23 protein-coding genes are annotated in these 22,123 nt (G+C 70.7%); 8 read left to right on the top strand and 15 right to left on the bottom strand.

Going from position 1 to position 22,123, the window contains the following annotated elements:
• The first annotated feature begins 11 nt into the window (after positions 1 to 11).
• On the top strand, positions 12 to 1,328 hold the full coding sequence (locus ACFPZ3_RS18250) for an MFS transporter (protein ID WP_379515322.1): 1,317 nt from the start codon (positions 12 to 14) through the stop codon (positions 1,326 to 1,328).
• Between the two features lie 3 nt (positions 1,329 to 1,331).
• Here ACFPZ3_RS18250 and ACFPZ3_RS18245 read toward each other — a convergent pair whose 3' ends face one another.
• Positions 1,332 to 1,598, bottom strand: coding sequence for an antitoxin (locus ACFPZ3_RS18245; protein WP_379515321.1), 267 nt, complete (start codon positions 1,596 to 1,598; stop codon positions 1,332 to 1,334).
• 156 nt (positions 1,599 to 1,754) lie between these two features.
• Here ACFPZ3_RS18245 and ACFPZ3_RS18240 point away from each other — a divergent pair, with 156 nt between their 5' ends.
• Genes ACFPZ3_RS18240 through ACFPZ3_RS18230 form a run of 3 tightly spaced genes read left to right on the top strand, consistent with a single transcriptional unit; the run spans position 1,755 to position 4,455 of the window.
• Positions 1,755 to 2,648, top strand: coding sequence for an ABC transporter ATP-binding protein (locus ACFPZ3_RS18240; RefSeq protein WP_379515320.1), 894 nt, complete (start codon positions 1,755 to 1,757; stop codon positions 2,646 to 2,648).
• Positions 2,645 to 3,436, top strand: coding sequence for an ABC transporter permease (locus tag ACFPZ3_RS18235; RefSeq protein ID WP_379515319.1), 792 nt, complete (start codon positions 2,645 to 2,647; stop codon positions 3,434 to 3,436). Before ACFPZ3_RS18240 ends, ACFPZ3_RS18235 begins: the two co-directional genes overlap by 4 nt.
• Complete coding sequence (locus ACFPZ3_RS18230) at positions 3,436 to 4,455, top strand: PucR family transcriptional regulator (protein WP_379515318.1); 1,020 nt, start codon at positions 3,436 to 3,438, stop codon at positions 4,453 to 4,455. Before ACFPZ3_RS18235 ends, ACFPZ3_RS18230 begins: the two co-directional genes overlap by 1 nt.
• 160 nt (positions 4,456 to 4,615) lie before the next feature.
• On the opposite strand, the gene ACFPZ3_RS18225 is transcribed toward ACFPZ3_RS18230, so the two are convergent.
• The 4 genes from ACFPZ3_RS18225 to ACFPZ3_RS18210 all read right to left on the bottom strand — a co-directional run bounded on the left by ACFPZ3_RS18225 (position 4,616) and on the right by ACFPZ3_RS18210 (position 8,111).
• Entirely contained in the window at positions 4,616 to 5,242 is a 627-nt protein-coding gene (locus ACFPZ3_RS18225; RefSeq protein WP_379515317.1) for a LysE family translocator, read from the bottom strand.
• Positions 5,239 to 6,186 carry a quinone oxidoreductase family protein gene (locus ACFPZ3_RS18220; RefSeq protein ID WP_379515316.1) on the bottom strand — a complete coding sequence of 316 codons (948 nt, stop codon included), beginning with the start codon at positions 6,184 to 6,186 and terminating at the stop codon, positions 5,239 to 5,241. The genes ACFPZ3_RS18225 and ACFPZ3_RS18220 overlap by 4 nt, the downstream gene beginning before the upstream one ends.
• Positions 6,187 to 6,432: 246 nt before the next feature.
• Positions 6,433 to 7,212, bottom strand: a complete 780-nt coding sequence (locus tag ACFPZ3_RS18215; RefSeq protein WP_379515315.1) for a shikimate kinase — start codon at positions 7,210 to 7,212, stop codon at positions 6,433 to 6,435.
• A 44-nt stretch (positions 7,213 to 7,256) separates the two neighbouring features.
• Positions 7,257 to 8,111 carry a Vgb family protein gene (locus ACFPZ3_RS18210; RefSeq protein WP_379515738.1) on the bottom strand — a complete coding sequence of 285 codons (855 nt, stop codon included), beginning with the start codon at positions 8,109 to 8,111 and terminating at the stop codon, positions 7,257 to 7,259.
• A 123-nt stretch (positions 8,112 to 8,234) separates the two neighbouring features.
• Here ACFPZ3_RS18210 and ACFPZ3_RS18205 point away from each other — a divergent pair, with 123 nt between their 5' ends.
• Positions 8,235 to 8,831 (top strand): TetR/AcrR family transcriptional regulator, encoded by a 597-nt coding sequence (locus ACFPZ3_RS18205; protein ID WP_379515314.1) that lies wholly within the window; start codon positions 8,235 to 8,237, stop codon positions 8,829 to 8,831.
• Between the two features lie 61 nt (positions 8,832 to 8,892).
• Here the strand turns inward: ACFPZ3_RS18205 and ACFPZ3_RS18200 are convergent, their stop codons facing one another.
• Genes ACFPZ3_RS18200 through ACFPZ3_RS18175 form a run of 6 tightly spaced genes read right to left on the bottom strand, consistent with a single transcriptional unit; the run spans position 8,893 to position 15,021 of the window.
• Positions 8,893 to 10,521, bottom strand: a complete 1,629-nt coding sequence (locus tag ACFPZ3_RS18200) for a serine/threonine-protein kinase (RefSeq protein WP_379515313.1) — start codon at positions 10,519 to 10,521, stop codon at positions 8,893 to 8,895.
• A 41-nt stretch (positions 10,522 to 10,562) separates the two neighbouring features.
• Entirely contained in the window at positions 10,563 to 11,153 is a 591-nt protein-coding gene (locus ACFPZ3_RS18195; protein ID WP_379515312.1) for an HAD family hydrolase, read from the bottom strand.
• On the bottom strand, positions 11,143 to 12,216 hold the full coding sequence (locus ACFPZ3_RS18190; protein WP_379515311.1) for an ABC transporter ATP-binding protein: 1,074 nt from the start codon (positions 12,214 to 12,216) through the stop codon (positions 11,143 to 11,145). Before ACFPZ3_RS18190 ends, ACFPZ3_RS18195 begins: the two co-directional genes overlap by 11 nt.
• Positions 12,213 to 13,058, bottom strand: coding sequence for an ABC transporter permease (locus ACFPZ3_RS18185; protein ID WP_379515310.1), 846 nt, complete (start codon positions 13,056 to 13,058; stop codon positions 12,213 to 12,215). Before ACFPZ3_RS18185 ends, ACFPZ3_RS18190 begins: the two co-directional genes overlap by 4 nt.
• Positions 13,046 to 13,870: an ABC transporter permease gene (locus ACFPZ3_RS18180; protein WP_379515309.1), complete on the bottom strand. Its 825-nt coding sequence runs from the start codon at positions 13,868 to 13,870 to the stop codon at positions 13,046 to 13,048. The genes ACFPZ3_RS18185 and ACFPZ3_RS18180 overlap by 13 nt, the downstream gene beginning before the upstream one ends.
• Complete coding sequence (locus tag ACFPZ3_RS18175; protein WP_379515308.1) at positions 13,867 to 15,021, bottom strand: ABC transporter substrate-binding protein; 1,155 nt, start codon at positions 15,019 to 15,021, stop codon at positions 13,867 to 13,869. Before ACFPZ3_RS18175 ends, ACFPZ3_RS18180 begins: the two co-directional genes overlap by 4 nt.
• Before the next feature lie 112 nt (positions 15,022 to 15,133).
• Here ACFPZ3_RS18175 and ACFPZ3_RS18170 point away from each other — a divergent pair, with 112 nt between their 5' ends.
• The 3 genes from ACFPZ3_RS18170 to ACFPZ3_RS18160 are packed head-to-tail and all read left to right on the top strand — an operon-like array spanning position 15,134 to position 19,869.
• Positions 15,134 to 15,901: a GntR family transcriptional regulator gene (locus ACFPZ3_RS18170; RefSeq protein WP_379515307.1), complete on the top strand. Its 768-nt coding sequence runs from the start codon at positions 15,134 to 15,136 to the stop codon at positions 15,899 to 15,901.
• Positions 15,902 to 15,958: 57 nt separating this feature from the next.
• Positions 15,959 to 16,225, top strand: coding sequence for a DUF6504 family protein (locus ACFPZ3_RS18165; RefSeq protein WP_379515306.1), 267 nt, complete (start codon positions 15,959 to 15,961; stop codon positions 16,223 to 16,225).
• Entirely contained in the window at positions 16,225 to 19,869 is a 3,645-nt protein-coding gene (locus ACFPZ3_RS18160; RefSeq protein ID WP_379515305.1) for a DNA polymerase III subunit alpha, read from the top strand. Before ACFPZ3_RS18165 ends, ACFPZ3_RS18160 begins: the two co-directional genes overlap by 1 nt.
• 1 nt (position 19,870) lies before the next feature.
• On the opposite strand, the gene ACFPZ3_RS18155 is transcribed toward ACFPZ3_RS18160, so the two are convergent.
• From ACFPZ3_RS18155 to ACFPZ3_RS18140, 4 genes are all read right to left on the bottom strand, one after another.
• Positions 19,871 to 20,311 carry a type II toxin-antitoxin system VapC family toxin gene (locus ACFPZ3_RS18155; protein ID WP_379515304.1) on the bottom strand — a complete coding sequence of 147 codons (441 nt, stop codon included), beginning with the start codon at positions 20,309 to 20,311 and terminating at the stop codon, positions 19,871 to 19,873.
• Entirely contained in the window at positions 20,308 to 20,481 is a 174-nt protein-coding gene (locus ACFPZ3_RS18150; protein WP_379515303.1) for a hypothetical protein, read from the bottom strand. Before ACFPZ3_RS18150 ends, ACFPZ3_RS18155 begins: the two co-directional genes overlap by 4 nt.
• Before the next feature lie 134 nt (positions 20,482 to 20,615).
• Positions 20,616 to 21,341, bottom strand: coding sequence for a DUF4328 domain-containing protein (locus ACFPZ3_RS18145; protein ID WP_379515302.1), 726 nt, complete (start codon positions 21,339 to 21,341; stop codon positions 20,616 to 20,618).
• Between the two features lie 46 nt (positions 21,342 to 21,387).
• Positions 21,388 to 22,035, bottom strand: coding sequence for a response regulator (locus tag ACFPZ3_RS18140; RefSeq protein ID WP_379515301.1), 648 nt, complete (start codon positions 22,033 to 22,035; stop codon positions 21,388 to 21,390).
• Between the last annotated feature and the right edge of the window lie 88 nt (positions 22,036 to 22,123).

Below are 22,123 nucleotides of genomic sequence, written 5' to 3'. Positions count from 1 at the left end.
AAAGGGTGGGCATGGTCGGGACGTTCGGTTCGCCACGTACGGGCACCATTGACGCGCAGTCTCGAGCGCCATTCGGCTGGGCACCCCTGGTGGTGCTGTTCATCGTCGGACTGGTGGACCGGATCGAGCACAACCTCCTGTCCGGAGTGCTCCCGCTCATCCAGCGGGAATGGGGATTCAGCGACACCGCGGCCGGCTCCATCCCGACGGCCGCCGCCCTGGCCGCCGCCCTCGTGGCGCTGCCCGCCGGCTACCTGGCGGACCGCTTCAGCCGTACGCGCATCATCGCGGTCGTCGTCTTCTGCTGGGCCATCGCCACCCTGGGCTCCGGCCTGGCCACCGGCTTCGCGCTCTTCTACCTGATGCGGGTGCTCCTGGCGGCGGCCGAGAACATCGACAACCCGGCCGCCGGCAGCCTGCTCGCCGACTACTACCCGCCCACCAGCCGCGCCAAGGCGTACGGGCTCACGCGCGTCACCACGTACCTGGGCGGCGTCGGAACCCTGCTCGGCGGGGTGCTGGCGGAGGCGTTCGGGTGGCGTACGGCGTTCCTCGTCATGGTCGTGCCCGGCGTGCTCACGGCGCTGCTCGTCTGGTTCCTGCGCGAGCCGCGCCGCGGCGAGCTGGACCGGCTGGTGGCCGCCGGCGAGACGCCGCCCGCCACGACGGAAGCCCAGGTCAAGCCGCCGTTCTGGCGGCAGTTCCGCCAGGTGGTGGCCATCCCGACGCTGATCTTCGTCTGCGTCGGCCTGGCCCTCCTCAGCCTCGGCCTGGCCGGCATCTTCTACTGGCTGCCCACGCTCATGGTGCGCGGCTACGGCGTCGGCGTGGGCGCGGCCGGGTCGCTCAGCGGCCTGATCACCATCGCGGGCACGCTGACCGGCACCCTGGTCGGCTCGTGGCTGGGCAGGAAGTGGCACGGCACCCGCAAGGGCGGCCGGCTGCTGGCGGGCGGCGGCGGCATCACGGCCGGCTCCGTGGTGCTGGCCGTCGCGCTGTCCACGGAGTCGGTCGGCGCGCTGACGGTCCTGGTGCTGATCGCCTGCTCGCTGATGTCGATCGCGATCCCGAACATGACGGCATGCCTGGCCGACGTGGTGCCGGCCGCCTCGCGCGGGCTCGGTTTCGCCGTCCTGCAGCTGCTCCTCACGGCCGGCGCCGCGTTCGGCTCGCTGGTCGTCGGCATCGCCTCGGACGAGTTCGGCTCGCTGCTGACCGGCATGTACATCCTGGTGGTCCCCATGGTCGTGGGCGGCCTGCTCACGCTCGGGGCCAGGGCGTCGTTCGAGCGGGACGCGGGCAAGGTCCTCCAGGACGCCCGCCTCTGAGCCTCAGCCCTGCGGCGGTGTGCGCCGCTCCTGCTCCTCCGGGGTCTGGGGCGGCGGCGGCTGCTGCTGCTGTTGTTGTTGCTGCTCCTGGCCCCCACCGCCGTAGCGGCGTTGCACGGAGTCCACGCCCTTGGTGATCTGTTCGTCGTACTTGTGCCCGGTGCGTTCCTTCACGAACTCCTCGGCACGGTCGAGCACCTGGTCGGTCTGCTTGGAGTGCCCTCTGGCCAGATTCTCGGCCTTCTTCAGCCATTCTGCGATGCGGCTCATGACACGTCTCCGTTCTTCAGACTTCCTTCGCCCCCTACCCGTGTCACCTCGGATGATGTTTGACCTGCGCTTTGCCGGGATCCGGAAGCGAGGCGGGGAGCAAGCTGCCGAAACCGCCCGGTGACGCGCGGGCCGGCCCGGCGGGACGATGCGGCCATGACAGCAGTGGTGCAGGCCGAAGGGCTGACGAAGTACTACGGCAAACGCCGGGGGCTGGAGGATCTCACGCTCGACATTCAGCCGGGCGAGATCTTCGGCTACCTCGGTCCCAACGGCGCGGGCAAGACCACGACGATCCGGCTCCTGCTCGACGTGATCAGGCCCACCCGCGGCTTGGTACGCGTGCTCGGAGGCGGTCCGCGCGAGCCCGCGGTCCGCGCGAGAATCGGCTACCTGCCAGGCGACCTGGTCCTGGAGAGCCGCGACAGGGCCATCGACTACCTGCGCTTCCTGGGCCGGATACGCGGCGGCGTGCCCATGTCCCGCGTCGAGGCCCTGGCCGACCGCTTCGACGCCGACCTGTCGGTGCCGATGCGCAAGCTCTCCAAGGGCAACAAGCAGAAGATCGGGCTGATCCAGGCGTTCATGCACGAACCGGAGTTCGTCATCCTGGACGAACCGACCATGGGGCTGGACCCGCTGGTGCAGCAGGAGTTCCTCGCGCTCGTCCGCGAGGTGCGCACGTCAGGGCGCACGGTCCTCATGTCCTCGCACGTCCTGGCCGAGGTGGAGAGCGTCTCCGACCGCGTCGGCATCGTCCGCGCCGGCCGCCTGGTGGCCGTGGAGAACGTCGCGGTGCTGCGCGAGAAGGCGGTGCGCCGGGTCGAGCTGCACTTCGAGTCGCCCGTGCCGCGCGCCGCGTTCGAGGGGCTGCCCGGCGTACGCGACCTGCGCGTGGAGGGGGCCGGCGTGCGCTGCACGATCGACGGCCGGCCGGACGCGCTGATCAAGGCCGCGGCCCGGTTCACCGTCGTGCACCTCGTCAGCGCGGAGCCCGACCTGGAGGAGATCTTCCTGACGTACTACAGCGACGAGGAGGCGTCCCGATGATCGCCAGAAGCCTGCGTGACAGCCGGCGGTCGCTCATCTGGTGGACCACCGGCATCAGTGCCTTCATCGCGTTCTACCTGCTCATCTACGGCAGCGTGAAGGAGAACCCGGAGGTGTACGGGCCGGCGATGCTGGCCAAGTTCCCCGGCCCGATGCGCGACCTCATGGGCGGTCTGGACGACCTGACCTCCGGCGCCGGCTACCTGCAGTCGGTCGTCTACCAGCTCTTCGTCCCCATGCTCTTCGTCGCGTGCGCGACGCTGATGGCCAACCGGGCGCTGGCCGGGCCTGAAGAGAGCGGCACGCTCGAACTCGTCGTCACGCTGCCGGTGGACCGGCGGCGGCTGGTGCTCGACAAGTTCGCCGGGCTGGCCCTTTCCATGCTGCTGCTCTCCGTCGTGACGCTGCTGGTCACCGCGGGGATGGTCGCGGTCATGGATGCCGGGGTGCCGTTCGGCCGGATCCTCGCGGGGCACACCGGCGTCTTCCTGCTCGGGCTGTTCTTCGGCACCGTGGCCCTGGCCGTCGGAGCCGCCACCGGGCGCAGGCTCGTCGCCTCGGCCGTGGTGGGGGTGTGGGTGGTCGCCGGGTACGCGGTCGTCACGGTGGGACGTTCCATGGAGGCGATCGCCTGGCTGAAGTGGGTCTCGCCGTTCCACTACTACACCGAGGGCAGGCCGATCTATGAGGGTTTGCCGGTCGGGGACTATCTTGTCCTGGCGGGGGCGACGGCCGTGCTCGCGCTCACCGCGCTGCTCGCCTTCGACAGGCGTGACGTAGGAGTCTGATGGCCATCTCCGAACTGCCCGCCGACCTGCTGGACGGGCATCGGCAGCGGCTGGCCGAACACGCGGCGACGGGCCGATTATTCAGCCGCGAGTCACTGGACGCCTACCGCGCCGCCGGGACCAGGGCCGCCGAGCTGGGAGTGCCGCTGCGATCCCTGGTGGACACCGCCCTCGCCGCCGGCGAGGGCCTGCCCGCGGTGCTGCCCGCGCTGCGCATGGCGGTGTCGGCGCTCATGGAGGGGTACGAACAGGCGCAGCTCGCCGCCCTGCGCCAGGAGGAGAACGCGCGCAGGGAGTTCGTGGACGACCTGCTCCAGGGACGGGCCGAACGGCTGGCGGAGCGGGCCGAGCACTTCGGGCTCCGGCTGGCCGAGTCGTACGTGGTCGCCGTGGCCCGCGGCCTGCGCGACGGTGACCAGGACCGGATCGAGCGGGACCTGATCGCCAGGTTCGGCTCGCACAACGTGCTGGTGGCCGTACGAGACAGCCTCCTGGTCTGCGTGGCCCCCGCCACCCTGACGGCCGCCGTGGGGGAGTTCACCCATCACGTACGCACCCGCTTCCCGTCCGGCTGGCGCGTCGGGGTGGGGCGTGCCCAGCGGGGGCCAGGGGGAGTGGTGGCCTCCTACCGGGAGGCGGCCCAGGCCCTGGAGCTGGCCGACGGGCTCGGCCTCACGCTCGACGTCGTCAAGGCCGCCGACCTGCTGGTCTTTCCCGTACTGCTGCGCGACAGGAGCGCCATCGAGGACCTGGTGACCAGTGTGCTGAACCCGCTCCTGGAGGCGAGGGGCGGTCACGAGCCGCTGCTGGAGACGCTGGAGGCCATCTTCGCCTCACACGGCAACCAGACGGCCGCGGCCCGGCGGCTGGGGGTGAGCGCGCGGGCGGTCACGTACCGGCTGGAACGCATCCGCCGCCTGACCGGCTTCTCCCCGGACGACCCGACCCAGCGCTTCACCCTGGAAACGGCCGTCCTGGGCGCCCGCCTGCTCGGCTGGCCCAAAGGCTTCCCACGCTGAGCCCGCGGAACGCCCGTACACGGGTGCGGGCCGCCGGTTCAGTCGCTGACGGCGAGCCGCACCCTGGACGGTTGTCGTTCAGTTGCTGATGGCGAGCCGCAGCCCGGACGGTCGTTGGTTCAGTCGCTGACGGCGAGCCGCCACCCGGATGGTTGTCGGTTCAGTCGCTGACGGCGAGCCGCACCCCGAACCCGACGATCACCACTCCGGTCAGCCGATCGAGAACCCGCCGCACCGCCGCCGAGCGCAGCACCCCGCTCATCAACGACGCGGCCCCGATCAGCACCGCACTCCACACCAGGCCCTCCACCACGTGCACCCCGGCCAGCGCCAGCCCCATGACCGCATGCGGCGCCGCCACGGGGATGAACTGCGGCAACATGGCCACGTAGAACGCCCCCACCTTGGGATTGAGCAGGTTCGTGACCAGCCCGCGCCGGAACCCCTTCCAGAACCGCACCTCCTGCCGCTCCGGAAGGTCCTGCGGGGCGCTCCTGGCCAGGACCATGCGCAACCCCATCCACACCAGGTACGCCGCCCCGGCCCACCGCAGCACGTCGTAGGCCAGTTCCGAGGCCGCCAGCAGCGCCGACAGGCCCGCCGCGGTGAGCACACCCCAGGTCAGCGTGCCGAGCTGGATGCCCAGCGTCACCCCCCAGGCCGGACGGCGCCCGGCCAGCAGGGACGTACGCAGGATAAGGGCCGTGTCGAGGCCGGGCGTGAGCGTGAGCAGCGCGACCACGGCGGCGAACGACCAGATCGATCCGGCGATGTCCGTGCACGTCACGGTATGAGGAGCAGCTTTCCTGTCGTACGGCGGGCCGCCAGGTCCTCGTGGGCCTGCCGCGCCTCCGCCAGCGGGTAGCGGTGCGAGACGTTGATCGAGAGCTGACCGGCGGCGATCCAGCCGAACAGGTCGGAGGCGCGCTGCAACAACTCCTTCCGCTCGGCGACGTAGTGGACGAGCGTGGGCCTGGTGAGGAAGAGCGAGCCCTGCTTGTTGAGCGTCTGGGGATCGATCGGAGGCACCGGGCCGCTGGCGGCGCCGTACAGGGCCATGAGGCCGCGCGGGCGCAGCGCCTCCAGCCCGCCGTCGAAGGTGGCCTTGCCGACGCCGTCGTACACCACATCGATCTTGCCCCGCAGCGCCTGCGCGAAGTCCTCGTAGCGCAGCACCTCGTCGGCCCCCGCCTCCCGGGCCAGCTTCTCCTTCTCGCTGGTGGAGACCGTGCTGTACACCTTGGCGCCCCTGAGCTTGGCGAGCTGGATCAGCAGTTGCCCCATGCCGCCCGCCCCCGCGTGGACGAGCGCCTGATCGCCCTGCTTGACCTCGTACGTGGAGTGCGTCAGGTAGTGCGCCGTCATCCCCTGCAACATCGCCGCCGCCGCCACCTCGGCCGGCACGGCCTCCGGCACCGGCACCACCCGATCGGCCGGAACCACGGCCTTCTCGGTGTAGCTCCCGAGCACGCTCGCCCACGCGACGACGTCACCCACGGCGACGCCTTCCACCCCCGCGCCGACCGCCGACACTGTCCCAGCGGCCTCGGAGCCGATCGGGGTGGGCAGATTGAGCGGGTACGCGCCGGAGCGATGGTAGATGTCGATGAAGTTGACCCCGCTGGCGGCGACATCGACCACGATCTCACCCTCACCGGGTGCCGGATCGGGCCGCTCGACGTATTCGAGAACCTCTGGGCCGCCTGGGGCGGAGACGATGATGGCATGCATGCCCATAGTCAACCCCCGTCCCGGCAGGCGATGCCACCCGGGGCGGGAGTTTCACGCGTCCACTTCATTCGGCTGCAGGTCACCGGACGCGGGTCGATGGTTCGGGTGTGGGTCGCCCAGGAGGCGGGTCGATGGTTCGGGTGCGGGTCGCCCAGGAGGCGGGTCGATGGTTCGGCTGTGGGTCACCAGGCGCGGGCCGATCGTTCGGGTGTGGGTCACCAGGCGCGGACCGGCGGGAGCCCTGGTTCAGAGCCCGAGCAATGTCGTCACCCTCTCGGCCAGGTCGTCCTCGGTCATCGTGGTGTCGACCCCGATGGCACCGAGTTCGAGCTCCCGCACGTCGTCGCGGAGACGCTGGGTGAACATCTGGTCGCGTTCGAGCAGGTTGCGCAGTGCCCTCTCCGGATCGCTGGTCTTCTCGGCGATCTTCCACATCGAGCCCCGGCTGCCGAACGCGGCCAGGCGGAAGTCATGCGTCGGCAGCAGCCAGACGGCGTGGCCGGGCGTGGCGAGAAGGGGCCTCACGAGATGTGGCAGCAGCCGGAACCCCTCGACGACCACCCCGGGTTGCGCCGGAAGACGGAGGAGATCTTCAACGATCAGACCGAAGCCCTCGCCCCTGTACCAGTGGAAGGTCTCCAGCATGGTCTCCGGAGATCGGTTCAGCCACCGCTCGTCCATGTCCATGGCCATGAACTCGCTCAGGTGCGGGGCGTCCTCGCGGGTGCTTCGGCGGGCGTGATCCGACATCACCTCGTCGGTGTCGTACAGGCGTAGACCGTGCCGGGCCGCCAGGCGACGGGCGATGGTCGACTTGCCCCCACCGGTGCCGCCACCGATCCAGTAGACGTGCCTGAGGCGGGCGCGTAGCGCTTCGACATCGGCGATTTCTTCACGTTGATCCGGTCGCATTGTCGCGGACAGCACCTCCGACTGCATGATGTGGTCCCGCTGGTCCCGCTGGTCCCGCTGGTTCAGCCGGTTCAGCCGGTTCAGCCGGATCCGCTGGTTCAGCCGGACCCGCAAACGCCAGCAAAGCACGGACGACCGAGCGTGGTCGGTCTGTGGGGTCAGCCGATGCGGGCCAGGGCGCCTGCTTCCAGGGCTACCCAGATGGCGCCGTCAGGTCCGACGGTCAGGCCGTGTGGTTCGGCCTTTGCCTCGTCGCTCGGCAGGGCAGGGAGCGGGTGCTCGTCGATGACGCCGTCGGTGGTGATGCGGCCGAGGCGGTTGGCGGCCCACTCCGTGAACCAGAGGGCGCCGTCCGGGCCCGTGGTGATCGCGTGGGGGCGCGCGGCCCGATCGGGAAGGGGGTATTCGGTGATCGTTCCCTTGACGTCGATCCGGCCGATCTGACCGGCGCCGATCTCCACGAACCAGAGGGCCTGGTCGGGGCCCAGCGTGATCCCCACCGGCGCGGCGCCCTCCGTGGGGAGGGGGTGGACGCTCACCTCGCCCGACAACGAGATGCGCCCGATGGCGTTGCCCTGGTTGAGCGTGAACCAGAGGCCGTCGTCGGGCCCCGCCGTGATGAACGACGGCATGCCGCCCTCCACCGGCACCTCGAACTCGGTCACCACCCCATCGGCCCCGATCCGCCCGATCCGCCCGGTCTCCATCTGGGTGAACCACATCGCCCCATCCGGCCCGGCGACGATCCCGTACGGAGAGCTCGTCTCATGGACGGTGCGCTGCCCGTCGGCGGTGATGCGGACGACCCGGCCGCCCTTCCACTCGGTGAACCACATGGCTCCGTCAGGCCCAGGCGTGATCACCGTGGGCAGCCCGTCGGCCGGGTCGAGCTGGTGGATCACGGGCTTTTCGCCGGGCACGACCCTGCCGACGCGACCTTGGTGGACGAGCGTGAACCACAAGGCCCCGTCCGGTGCGGTCGCGATGCCGTAGGGTGCTCCCTCTTCGATCATGGTCAACATGTGCTTGTCCCCCGATGAACATCTGTGTGAATGCCGGTCGAGATGGAACTCCAATCGCAACCGTTGTAGCGTTAGGATGTCATGCGGGGAGAGTTAATGCAACTGGAGTAGACTTTGGAAACGAAGGAATCCGGCAAGCGTCCCGGCGGGCGGAGCGCGCGGGTCCGTGACGCCGTACGCCAGGCTACGCTCGCGGAGCTGCTCGAACGCGGCTATCCGGGTCTGACGGTGGAGAACGTCGCCGAGCGGTCAGGCGTGCACAAGACGACCGTCTACCGGCGCTGGGGCAACGTCGAAGGGCTCATCTCCGACGCTCTCGAACTGGCCAGGGATGAGCCGTGGCCCATTCCCGACACGGGCTCGATCGAGGGTGATCTGAGGGGAATCGTCCAGCTCGTCCGCGGCGGCTTCGACGATCCCGAGCTGGGTCCGGTGTCGTCGGCGTTCGTGGCGGCCGCCATGCAGAATCCAGCCGCCGCCCGGGCACTGCACGAGTTCTTCGTGGCCAGGCACGAGCAGTCGGCCGAGGTGGTGCGCCGGGCGATCGTCCGCGGTGAGCTGCCCGACGTCGTGGACGTACGAGAGGTGATCAGGGTGGCGGTCGCCCCCGTCTACTACCGGCTGTTCGTCGCCCACGAGCCGGTGACCGACCGCGACGCCGACCGAGCCGCCGACGCCGCCCTGGCCGCAGCCCGCGCCGGAGTCCTATGAGCAGCCGGAGTGGTCCGAACGGCCGGAGTCGTGCGAAAGGTCGGAGCGCCGGGGCCGGCCGTCAGGGATCCTTCTGGCCCCGCAGCTCGAAGTCGTCCCACGTCGTCTTCAACGCCGACCTGCCATCCTTGGCCGCACGCGCGAACAACCCGAGCGACCCACTGCCGAGCCCGTTCGGATCATCCACCTGGTGCACCCGCTGCCCGTTCACCCACATCGTCAGCCGCACCGTCTTCCCGGACTGCTCGCACAGCGCCACCACCCGCGCGGTCTTGCCGGACAGGTCATCCACCTGCACGGGCTGGGCGATCGTCCCGCCCGACCCGTCCACGATGCGCCGGATCCTGGCCTTGCCCGTCGTGTCGAGCGCGAACTCGTACCAGGACTTGTCGTCCTCGGAGTTGTGGCAGTAGATGCCGTAGTCGCCGGTGCCGATGGACCTCTTGACCGCGACGGTGGCGGCGATGAGCACGGACGAGGGCAACATCGGCGTGGGCGAGGCCGACGGGTCGGGCGTGTTCGTCGGTGTGTGCATCAGGAAGGGGGCGGGCGCCCTGGCCCACTCCTCCTCATACCCCTTCTCGACGTCGATCCCGTATGTCCCGTCCGTACGGTATCCGTAGCTCCCCTGCCCGTCGGGGTCGTACGTGCCGCTCCAGCCGCCGGAGGTCTGCGTGAAGTCCTCCTGGTAGAGCACGCCGAGGTCGTCGGGCGGCCCGCTCGGCGAGAACAGCGCCCAGGCGCCCACGCTCGCCGCGAGGACGACCGCCGCGGCGGCCGCGAGCCCCGCGTACAGCCTGCCCCGATGCGGCTTCCTCGCCGCGGGGGCGAGCGTGTAGGAGGCCGTGGACTGCTGCCAGGCCGCCTGTACGGTCCGCGCCGTGTGCTCGGGCACCGCCGCCCGCCCCACGAGCTGGTCGAGCAGCTGCTGCGCGGTGGGCCGCGCGGCCGGGTCCTTGCGCAGCGCCGCGGCGACCAGCTCGCGCAGACCGGGTTCGACGACGTTGAGGTCGGGCTCGGTGTTGAGCACCTGGTAAACGATGGCCGGCAGCGTCTCCCCGGCGAACGGCGCCCGTCCGCTGGCCGCGAACGCCACCAGGCAGCCCCACGAGAACACGTCGCAGGCCGGCGAGACCGGATCGCCGCGCAGCACCTCGGGGGCCATGTACCGGGGCGTGCCGACGATCTCGCCGGTGCCCGTGACGCCGCCGAGCGTGTCGAGCGCCCGCGCGATGCCGAAGTCGATCACCCGGGGACCGACGGGGGACAGGAGCACGTTCGACGGCTTGAGGTCCCTGTGCACGACGCCGGCGCCGTGGATGGCGGTGAGCGCGGTGGCCACGCTGACGGCCAGCGCGTCGAGGCTGGAGCCGCGCAGGGGCCCGGACTGGCGTACGGCCTCGTCGAGGTTGGGCCCTGGCACGTATTCGGTGACGACGTAGAGCTGGTCGCCCTGGAGGGCGGCCTCGATCACGGCGGCCGTACAGAACCTGCGTACTCGTTGTGCGGCGTCTGCCTCCCTGCGAAATCGCATGCGGAACTGCTCGTGCTGGCTGAGCTCGGGGTTGATCACTTTTACCGCGACCCGTTGCCCAGTGGCGTCCTCGGCGAGATGGACCGTGCCCATCCCGCCCCGCCCCAGCACGCTAAGTAGCCTGTAGCGCCCGATGTGGGAGGTTTCACCGCTCACGCCGGGCAAGCTTACCTACACAAGGCATCCCACCGCAGGTCTCACGGGCGGACACGCTCCCGAAAGGATCTGCGCAGGCCGTCCAGCGACGGCAGCCCATGCTCCGGTCTCACCACCAGCACGCGGCACCCCGCCGCCCTGGCCGCCGCGATCCCCGTCGGGCTGTCCTCGACGGCCACGCACCGCGAAGGCGCGACACCGAGCCGCCGGGCCGCCTCCAGGTACGGATCGGGCCACGGCTTGCCCCGTTTCGTGTCCTCGTTCGCGATCACCAGGTCGAACGTGTGCCCCAGGCGGGGCAGCACCAGCTCCACGATGCTCCGGGGAGAGGCGCTGACCAGGGCCGTGGGGATGACGGTGGCGGCCAGGGCGGACAGGAGTTCCGGGGCCCCGGGGACGATCGTCAGGTCGCGGGAGACCCGGTCGGCGAAGGCGGCGGTGAGGCTGGCGGCGAGCCGGGGCTCACCGAGGTAGGCGGCCACGTCCTCGATCGTGCGGCCGTGGACGTGCGGGACGTCGTCCGAGGACAGGGGCCGCCCCGCGACGGCGGCGACCGCCTGCCACCACAGCCCCTCGGTGTCCACCAGGGTGCCGTCCATGTCGAGCAGGACGGCGGCGGGGTCAGACCGCATCGGCCGCCACGACAGGGGCGGGGACCGTGACCGTGCGGGCCGCCACCAGGACGGGCCGCTCCACCAGGCGCACCGTGACGCGCGCCCCGGGGCCGAGCCGCGCGGCCTCGTGGCCCGGCACGTCGGCGATCACCTCCCCGCCCTCCACCGCGAGCCTGAGCCGCACGGAGGAGCCACGGAACGAGGCGACCAGCACCTCGGCAGGCCCGTCGGGAGATGGGACGACCTGGACGGCCTCAGGGCGGATCAGCACGTCCACGGACGGGTCCGCGGGAACGGGGCCGTCCACCGGGAGGAGCTGGCCGAGCACGGTGACCTGGTCGCCGGAGACACGCCCGGCCAGGTGGTTCATGGTGCCGACGAACTCGGCCACGAACGGCGTGGCGGGGCGGTCGTACACCTCGGCGGGGGCCCCGGCCTGCTCCAGCCGCCCGTCGCGCAGCACCGCGACCCGGTCGGCGATCGACAGGGCCTCCTCCTGGTCGTGGGTGACGAAGATGGTGGTGATGCCCAGGTCGAGCTGGAGGCGGCGGATCTCCTCGCGCAGCGTCACGCGTACCTTGGCGTCCAGCGCGGACAACGGCTCGTCCAGGAGCAGGACGCGCGGCTCCAGGGCGAGCGCGCGGGCCAGCGCGACGCGCTGCTGCTGGCCGCCGGAGAGCTGGTGCGGGTAGCGGTCGGCGTGCGCGGGCAGGCCGACGAGTTCGAGGAGTTCGTCCGCCTTCGTCCGCCTGGTGGCCACCGGCACCTTGCGTACGCGCAGGCCGAAGGCGACGTTGTCGCGGGCGTTCAGGTTGGGGAAGAGGGAGTAGGACTGGAAGACCATGCCCGCGTCCCGCTTGTTGGCCGGGACGTCGGTGACGTCCTTGCCGTCCACCAGCACCGCCCCGGAGTCCGGCCGCTCGAACCCGGCCACGCAGCGCAGCGCCGTCGTCTTGCCGCAGCCGGAGGGGCCCAGCAGGGCGACGAACTCGCCGGGCGCGACGATCAGGTCCAGGCCGTCGAGCGCGACAGTCCTGCCGTACGTGCGCCGCAGCGCACGAAACTCCACCGACGCCGTCATTTCCTCTTCTCCCTACTGAACACGGTGGACACGGCGAGCAGCAGCAGCCAGATGAGCAGCAGGCTGAGGATCGACACGGCGACCGAGAGTTGCCCCTTGGAGCCCGAGACGGTCACGATCCACACCGCGAACGGCTCATACCCCAGCAAACTGGCCACCGTGTACTCGCCCAGCACCAGCGCCAGCGTCAGGAACGACGCGCTGGCCAGCGCCGAGCGCAGGTTGGGCACGATCACCCGCACCAGCACGTACGGCCACGAAGCCCCCAGATTGCGGGCCGCCTCCACCAAGGTCCGCACGTCCATCGTCCGCAGCCCGGCATCCAGCGACCGGTAGACGAACGGCAGCACCAGCACCACGTACGCCAGCACCAGCACCACGGGGAACGCCGGATCCTGCACCGCGATCAGCGTGCCCCAGAACGGCGTCGGCGCCAGCACCTCGGTCCCGGTGCGCAGCGACGTGCCGATCCCCGCCACGAACGTGATCGGCGGCACCACCAGCGGCAACGTGCACAGCACCTCCATCACCGCCCCCAGCCGCGGCGCGAAGAGCCGTACGGCCAGCATCGCCGGCAAGGCCAGCAGCAGGACCAGCACGATCGTGGCCGCGGCCAGTCCGAGGGAGAGCGAGAGCGAGCGGACGAAGCCGTCGGCCGTGAGCAGTTCGCCGTAGGCGGCGAACGACACCCCGGTGGCCGGCGTGTGGATCGTGTACCAGAGCGAGGTGCCCAGCGGGATCAGGAAGTAGGCCCCGGCCAGCAGGAACACCAGGCCTCGCCAGGCCCGTGGCGGCCGGCGGGGAGCGCCGGAGACCCGCTCCAGTCCGGTCAGTGCAACCATCGGGAGGTCCTCCTCTGCAGCGGCAGGTAGATCGCCATCACCAGCCCGGCCACCACGACCATGTCGAGGCTGAGCGCGAGCGCGATGTTCTCGTAGCCGACCAGCACGTCACCGGTCAGCGCGCTGGCGATCTTCAGCGTGACGAGGGGCACGACGGTGCCGACCATGGCGTTGGCGGTGGCGTACGCGGAGAAGGACGAGCCGAACAGCAGCACCACCCCGCCCAGCATGGCCGGGGTCAGCACCGGCAGCGCGACGAAGCGCCAGTAGTGCCAGGCGGTGGCCCCGTTGTTGGCCGCCGCCTCGCGCCACTGCGGCCGCAGCCCGTCCAGCGCGGGGGCCATGACCAGCACCATGAGCGGGATCGAGAAGTACAGGTAGACCACGGCCAGCCCCCAGAAGGTGTACAGGGAACCGGAGGGCAGCCCCACCAGGCCGCTGATCACGCCGGAGTTGCCGAGCGTGGCGATCCAGAAGAACGCCAGCGGCACCCCGCCGAAGTTGGCCAGCACGCCGGAGGCGGTCAGCACGGCCTCGCGCAGCAGTGTGGAGCGGGAGGTGACGACGGCGTGGGCCAGGAAGGTGCCCAGGACGGCCCCCAGCAGCGCCACCACGGCCGACAGCTTGACGCTGCCGATCATGGCGTTGAGGTAGCCGCCCTGCAGGCTCTGCGACAGGTTGGCCAGGCTCGGCCGCCCCTGCGCCGTGAACGCCCCCGCCACCAGGGCGACGGCGGGGACGCCGAACACGAGCGCGAAGAACGCCAGCAGCGGCAGCGCGCTGAGCCAGCCCCTCGAACGGGTGCGGGTCATCCCGAGATCGCAGCGTCCCAGCCGGCGGCCAGCTTGGCCTTGGCGGCGTCGACCTGCTCGGTCGTCGGGAACTTGGGCGTGCCCTCGACCGAGGGCAGCTTGTCGGCCAGCGCCTTGTCCACGGTGCCGTCGGTGGTCATCGAGGGCAGCAGGACGGGCCGGGCGAAGCCCTTGAGGAAGAGGTTCTGGCCCTCGGCGCTGTAGAGGTACTCCTGCCACAGGCGGGCGGCGGCCGGGTGCGGGGCGTCCTTGTTGACGGCCTGGGCGTACATCTGGAAGTACGCGCCGTCGGTGGGCACGTTCACCTTCCAGTCCAGGCCCTTGGCGGCCATCTGGGGCGCGTAGGCGGCGTTGTTGTAGTCCCAGTCGATGCTGATCTTGGTCTCGCCCTTCTCGATGGTCGCGGGCGTGGTCTCGACCGGGTTGTAGTTGCCCGCCGTCTTGAGCTTCTTGAAGAACTCGATGCCGGGCTGGATGTCGTCGAAGGAGCCGCCGCTGGCGATGGAGGCCGCGTACACGCCGGCGAAGGCCGAGCCGGACTTGATCGGGTTGCCGTTCATCGCGACCTGCCCCTTGTACTCGGGTTTGAGCAGGTCGGCGAAGCTCGTCGGGCAGGCCTTGATCTGCTTGGCGTCGCAACCGATGGACACGTAGCCGCCGTAGTCGTTGACCCAGAGCCCGGTGGCATCCTTCTGCCCCTCGGGGATCTTGTCGAACGTCTGCACCTTGTACGGCGCGAACAGTCCCTCCTTGGCCCCGCTGATCGCGAACGACTGGCCGAGGTCGAGCACGTCGGGGGCGCGGTCCTGGCCCTTGCGCGTCTTGACGGCGTTGATCTCGTCGGCGCTGGCCGCGTCGGGGGTCTCGCTCTCGATCTTGATGCCGTACTTGGCCTGGAACTTCTCGATGATCTCGCCGTAGTTGGCCCAGTCGGGCGGCAGGGCGATGACGTGCAGGCTCCCCTCCTTCTTGGCCGCCTCGACGAGCTTGTCGAGCCCGCCGAAGTCGGCCGCGGAGGTGGCGGTGGCCGCGTTCGCGCCGCCTTGCGAGGCTTGGGTGGTCTGCTGGGTGCTCGGGGCGGCGCCGCACGCCGCGGTGACTACGGTCAGGACTGCGACAACGCCTGCCGCACGGGCGCGAGGTGTGAACACGACGCCTCCACTTTCCAGGGGGTGTGGCAAGAACGTAGGGGAACTTGTACAAACAAGCGAGCACTAGTAAGTCGCATAAATGTTGCTCTTTCGTGAATGGGAAGGGTCGGGGATGGTCGCCCGCTATGAACGGATCGCTGATGAGCTGCGAAGCGAGATCATCGCCGGCGCCCATCCGGTCGGTTCCCAGCTCCCCAGCGAGGCGGAGCTGGCAGGACGCTTCGGGGCGGCCCGCGGCACCGTACGCCAGGCGATGGCGGTGCTGGCCGCCGAGGGCCTGGTCGGCTCCCGTCAGGGCGCCAGGCGCATCGTGCTCGGCAGGACCCGCAGCCAGAGCTTCGCCGAACTGCACAGCTTCGCCCAGTGGGCCCGCGCGAACGGCTACCGCTTCGGCGGCCAGGTGATCACCTCGCGCCGCCGCCCCGCGAGCGGCGCCGAGTCCGCCAGGCTCGCCTCCGAGGAGGTGCTGGAGGTGCTGCGCCTGCGCTCACTGGAGGACGAGCCCGTCCTCCTGGAACGCACCGTGTACGCGGGCTGGGTGGCCCCCGCCGTCGAGAGGCTCCCCGCCGGCTGCGAGTCCGTCACCGAGGCGCTGTACGAGTCCATCGGCCTCGTGTTCGCCTACGGTGAGCACCTCATCGACGCGGTCCCCGCGGGGACCAGGGACGCGGGCCTGCTGGGAGTGCGCCGCGGCAGCCCGCTGCTGCGCCAGAGACGGGTGACGACCACCCATGAGGGCAGGCCGGTGGAGTCGTCCGACGATCGTTACCGCGCAGGCAGCGTGGCCTTCAGCATCCGCAACTCGATCGGCGCCAACCCTCTCGTGAGACAGGCGGGCGACTTGCGTTTGGGGCCGAGAGAACATATGTTCGAGTCGTAGCGCCCGCCTTCCCCCGGGTGGCTCAGCAAACGAACCAGAGCCGCGGGGAGAAGCGTCTTGAGCAGACTCTATGGCGATCCGATAGAGGTGTGGACCCGGGACGGGGAGCCGACCCAGTTCGTCTGGCGTGACCGGCTCTATCTCGTCCGCCGCGTCCTCGACCACTGGGTGGTCGCACGCGAGTGGTGGAAGACCAGTGAGGGCGATCCGGGTGAGCGCCAGTTCTGGCGGGTGGAGGCCAGCCCCGGCCGCGAGCCGGGCTCCTACGAGCTGCGTTACGACACCGCCAGCAACGGCTGGCTGCTGCTGAGGGCGTGGGACTGATGGCGCCCCCGTTCCCGCACCTCGACGTGAGCTCCGCCTACTCCATGCGTTACGGCACCGCCTTCCCACGAGCGCTGGTGAACCGGGCGGTGGAGCACGGGATGGACATTCTGGCGCTGACCGACCGCGACGGGCTCTACGGCGCGGTCAAGCACGTCCAGGCGTGCGCGGAGGCCGGGATCGCGCCGGTGCTCGGCGTGAACCTGGCGCTCGACGTGCCCGCCTCGGCCTTCACGCCGGTGCCGGGCATCCGCGCGCCGCGTCCCCGTACCGGCCCGAACGCCGAGGACCGGATCACGGTGTTGTCCCGCGCCAAGGGCTGGTCCCGCCTGTGCCGCCTGGTCACGGCCGCCCACCACATCGGCGAACGCGGGTCGCCCAAGGTGACCCGCGAACTGCTCGCCGAGTGGGCGGGCGGGCCCGGCGAGCACGGGTTCGGGGCCGAGGACGGCCTCGTGGTGCTGCTCGGCCCCAGGTCCGACGTGGGCCGCGCGGTGGCCGAGCGGCGCGACGAGCACGCCAGGACGCTGCTGGGCCTGTGGCGCGACACGGTGCCCGGCGTGGTGGTCGAGCTGGTCGACCAGTACGGCTTCCGCGACGCCACCACGGCCGTGCGCATGCTCGGCCTGGCCGAGTCCATGGGCGTGCCCGCGATCCTGACCAACGCGGCCCGCTACCTCGACCCGGCCGACCACCAGGTGGGCGACGTGCTCGACGCGGCCCGCCAGCTCGTCCCGCTGCACCCGCGCCACCTCGACCGCACGACCTCCCACGCCTACCTCAAGAGCACCAAGGAGATGCGGCAGGTGGCGGCCAAGGTGTGCGCGGGGGACCAGGAGCGGGTGGCCCGGCTGCTGTACACCACCAGGCGGCTGGCCGAGGCGTGCGCCATGGACCCGCTCGACCTGCTCGCGCTGCGCAACGACCCGCCCGCCCTGAACCTGCCGGAGGTCGGCCGCGACCCGGTGCCGCTGCTGCGCCACCGCGTCGAGGACGGGCTGGTCAGGCGCGGCCTCGACCGCTCCGGCGAGGCCAGGGAGCGTCTCCGGGACGAGCTGGCCGTCATCGAGCGCAAGCGCCTGTCCGGATATTTCATAGCCGTCGCCGGCATCACCGACATGATCCGCGGCATGGGCATCCGCTGCGCCATCCGCGGCTCGGGCGCTGGCAGCCTGGTCAACTACCTCATCGGCATCGGCGAGGTGAACCCGATCGAGCACGGCCTGCTCATGGAGCGCTTCCTGTCGGAGGGCCGCATCGGGCTGCCCGACATCGACGTGGACGTGGAGTCCGCCCGCCGCCTCGACTGCTACCAGGCCATCTTCGAGCGCTACGGCGAGTCCCGCGTGGCCTGCGTGTCCATGATGGAGACTTACCGGGCGCGCAGCGCCATCCGCGACGTCGCCGGGGCGATGGGCCTGCCGCCGCACGAGATCGACGCGATCGCGAAGGCGTTCCCGCACATCAGGGCCAGGCAGATCACCGCATCCCTGGACGACCTGCCCGAACTGCGCGAGAGCCGGCTCGGCGAGGCCGGGCTCGACCGGGTGTTCCGGCTGGCGGAGAAGCTCGACGGCCTGCCCAGGCACATCGCGCTGCACCCGTGCGGCGTGCTGGTCGGCAACGCGGGCCTGCGGGACCGCACGCCGGTGGAGCGCAGCCTGCTGGAGTTCCCGATGTCGCAGTTCGACAAGGACGACGTGGAGGAGGCCGGGCTGCTCAAGCTCGACGTGCTGGGCGTGCGGATGCAGTCCGCGCTGGCGTACGCGCTGAGCGAGATCAAGCGTGTGGACGACGTCGTGGTCGAGCTGGACACCCAGGAGGGCGACGACCCCTCCGTCCAGTACGTGCCGCACGACGACCAGGAGACCTACGACATGATCTGCTCCTCCCGCACCCTCGGCTGCTTCCAGATCGAGTCGCCGGGACAGCGGGAGCTGGTGGCCAAGCTGGAGCCGCGCAGGATGCACGACCTGATCGTGGACATCTCGCTGTTCAGGCCGGGGCCGGTCAACTCCGACATGGTCACCCCCTACCTGGAGGCCAGGCACGGGTGGCGGCAGCCGTACTATCCGCACGAGAGGCTCCGGGAGGCGCTGAAGGAGACGCACGGCGTCGTGGTGTTCCACGAGCAGGTGCTGAAGATCATCTCGGTGATGACCGGGCGCGACCTGTCCTACGCCGAGATGTTGCGGCGCACGCTCAGCACGCCCGAGGGGCGCGAGCGGGTGCGCAAGACGTTCATCCCCATGGCCAGGGCCAACGGGTTCGACGACACGGCCGTGGACCGGGCCTGGCAGGTGCTGGACGCGTTCGGGGCGTTCGGGTTCTGCAAGGCGCACGCGGCGGCGTTCGCGCTGCCCACCTACCAGTCGGCCTGGCTCAAGCGGCACCACGCGGCGGCGTTCTTCGCCGGGGTGCTCACGCACGAGCCCGGCATGTACCCGCCGCGCGTCATCATCGACGAGGCCAGGCAGTGCGGGGTGAAGATCCTGCCGCTGGACATCAACAAGTCGGGCGAGGACTGGCGGGTGGAGCGGCTCGGGCCGCGCGTCCAGGTGCGCGTCCGCCCGGCGGCGCTGGCGGGCGCCCGGCCGCCGCGCAGGGAGTTCAGGGCCGGGGACATCGGCAAGGGGTACGCGCTGCGCGTGCCGTTCTCGGCGATCAAGGGGGTGAGCGAGGCGGAGGTCGAGCGGATGGTGGCGGGGCAGCCGTACACGTCGCTGGCCGACTTCTGGGACCGCGCCAGGCCCTCGCGGCCCACGATCGAGCGGATCGTCCAGGTCGGCGGCCTCGACGCGCTGCACGACCTGCACCCGGGCGGGCCCCGCTGGCGTCCGGGCGAGCTGACCCGCCGCGACCTGATCGCCCAGGTGGGCGCGCTCGACCGGGCCTCGTCGATCGGCGTGCGGGCCGGCCCGCGCAAGTCCAGGCGCTACAGCTCGCACCTCGACCTGTCCGCCCAGAACGCGGCTCCTCCGGCGGTGCAGTTGCCGCTGGGGTTCGGCGAGCACCTGCCGCCGGGGGAGCTGCCCGAGATGACGGAGACGGAGATGGTCGAGGCCGAGCTGGAGATCCTCGGCATCGACGTCAGCCGGCACATCATCAGCTTCCACGACGAACTGCTCGACGCCCTCGGAGTGGTACGTTCCAGAGATCTTCTCGCCCAGCGCAACGGGGCGGAGATCCTGGTGGCGGGGGTCAAGGTGGCGACCCAGACGCCGGCCGTGCGCTCGGGTCAGCGCGTCATCTTCGCCACGCTCGACGACTCGACGGGGCCGATCGACCTGACGTTCTTCGAGTCGGTGCAGGGGCGGTGCGCGTCGACCGTGTTCGGCTCGTGGCTGATGCTGGCCAGGGGGGTGATCCGGCGCACGGGGACACGGGCGGTGTCGATGCGGGCGGTGGACTGCTGGAACCTGGCCGACCTCGACGCGCTGCGGCGCTCCCAGGGCCTCGACGCGGTCCGCGCCGTCGTCGACCGGGCATCGGAGGAACTGGCGGGGGTCGGGGGCCGCAAGATCGAGTACGCCAACGGCTTCCGCCTCTCGCCCTACTCCGACCTCGGTCCGGCCATCACCACGAACCCACCCCGCCGCCTCTGGCACGCCAGCCCCGGCAGCTCAGGGCCCACGGCGGCCTAGATCAACCCTCCTGGAGGACCCAGCTGAGCGGCCTGAGCCGGCTCACTGGGCCCGCCATGCCCAGAAACTTGTAGTCGACCGTCGCAATGTCCGAGATCTTCAGCCGCTCGGCCATCGCCAGCACGATGCCGTCCACATAGCCCAACGGTCCCGACATGAGCCGCTTGGACAACTCGATCGCCCGGACGCGATCCTCGTGCACAGGAGAGACGATCTCGACATCGCCCGTAGAGGAACTCACGGCTTCAAGAAACTGCACTTCCAGCGTGGGGCCGTTGCGTACGTTGTTGCGCAGAAACCCGCATACCTCGCCGAGTACGGGCTCGGGAATGACGAGCCGGCCCGGCCATTCGGCCAGCAACCGGCTGCACCGGGAGAACTCTTTGTCGCGATCGTTGAAAGTGGCGATCAGCGGGCCGGAATCGCAGAGGAGTGATCTCATGCACTGCGCCGGACGGAGTCGATGGCCTCGACGATCATCCGGTCGCGGCGGGCCTCGGCCATGATCTCGCGATAGCGGGATGAGAGGTCAGGCTCATCGATGCTGGCAATCCCCACCCACGGAAAGCGTCGCCGTACAGCCTCGAGGTCGATCGGCTCCTCACAGTCCATGACCATCAATTTAGACGATGCGGCCCGCACCCGCCCATGCCGCGGGGGGAGGGATGACGACTCTTTGTGCATGTCTCATAACTTTACGCGCTCGCGTTCGTCCCATGTGATGGAACGGGTATTCCGGATCACCCTCAGCTCGTCCGCCCGAGTGGTGTCGAGCCCGGGGCCACGTGGGGTGGTTCGGGGGAGAAGGTGTGGACGGTGCCGGGCTCGGGAGCGCGGGCCGAGCGGGCGGCCCGCTGGAGCCGGGTCAGCTCGCGCACCGTCGCCCCGCACAGCAGCGCCGCCACCAGGGAGCCGAGCAGCTCGGGCATCCCCACGCCCGTCAGGTCGCCTTCCGAGGAGCCCAGCGGGAGCCGGATGGTGACCAGCGCGAGCGTGGCCAGCCAGCTCACCCACCACCCCGCCAGCAGCGTCAGCCACCGCCCGCGGCGGCCCGCGGGCGGCCGGGTGCCGCGCCATACCTCGTCGACCAGCACGGCCGGGGCGATCAGGTTGACGCCGGGCAGCAGCCAGGCGGCGGCCACCGGGCCGGTCGCGGCGGAGCGGTCGTTGGCCTGCCTGGCCCGCACGAGCCAGGTCACGTAGGCGGCCGCGACCGCGATCGTGGTGCCCGCCACCAGCAGGATCAGCACCGCGAACACGGTCACCGCGCCCACCACGGCCTCCGCGTCGGCCCCCTCGGGCCGGCCGCCGAACGCGGCGAGCTGGACGGCGAGGGCGCGCCCGCGGGCCAGTTCGAAGGCCACGAGGGCGGCGAGGGAGAGGACCTGGGCGGTCAGGGTCATGTAGACGGCAGAGGCGGCTCTGGCGGCCGATGCCTGGGTGTAGCGCACGTTGTTCTCCCCCCGGGCCATGCGCTGAGGTTCTGATTCACTTGTATCCCGGGAGCCCCGCTGTTAATCAGCTCACCACGCCGGATTCCCACGCCCAAGCTGCGATTTCAACTCGATTGCGGACACCGAGCTTGGCGAAGATGCTGCCGAGGTGCGTTTTCACCGTCGAGAGCGACACGAACAGCTCCGCGGCCACCTCCTGGTTGGACCGCCCCCTGGCCACCAGCCGTACGACGTCCAGCTCGCGATCGGTCAGCGGGTCGTTCGCGGGGAGCGCGGTCCTGCGGGGCTGGGTGAGGTGTTGCAGCAGCCGTACGGTCACCGACGGCGACACCAGCGCGTCGCCCGCCGCGGCGGCCCTGACGGCCTCGATCAGCAGCGTGGGCCCGCTGTCCTTGAGCAGGAAGCCGGTGGCGCCGGAGCGCAGGGCTCCGTAGACGTACTCGTCCAGGTCGAACGTGGTGACGATGACCACCCGCTGCGGGTTCTCCACGCCGGGGCCCGCCAGCACGCGGGTCACCTCCAGCCCGTCGAGCTTGGGCATCCTGATGTCGAGCAGGCACACGTCCGGCCGCAGCCGCCTGGCCTCCGACACGGCCTCGGCCCCGTCCGCGACCGCGGCCACGACCTCCATGTCCGGTTGCGCGTCCAAAATCATCTGGAAGCCGGTGCGTACCAGTTGCTGGTCGTCGGCGATGAGAACCCGAATAGTCACGACCCAACTCTAAGGATCAGCCGTTCGGCCGAGGACGATATGGACGCACGGCCGATCCGCGGGGCCCCTCTCCGGCGGGAGCCTTGAC

The organism is Nonomuraea insulae, assembly GCF_042656245.1.
The sequence above is the reverse complement of the archived record's forward strand: the minus strand, read 5'-3'. Positions and strand labels throughout refer to the sequence as shown.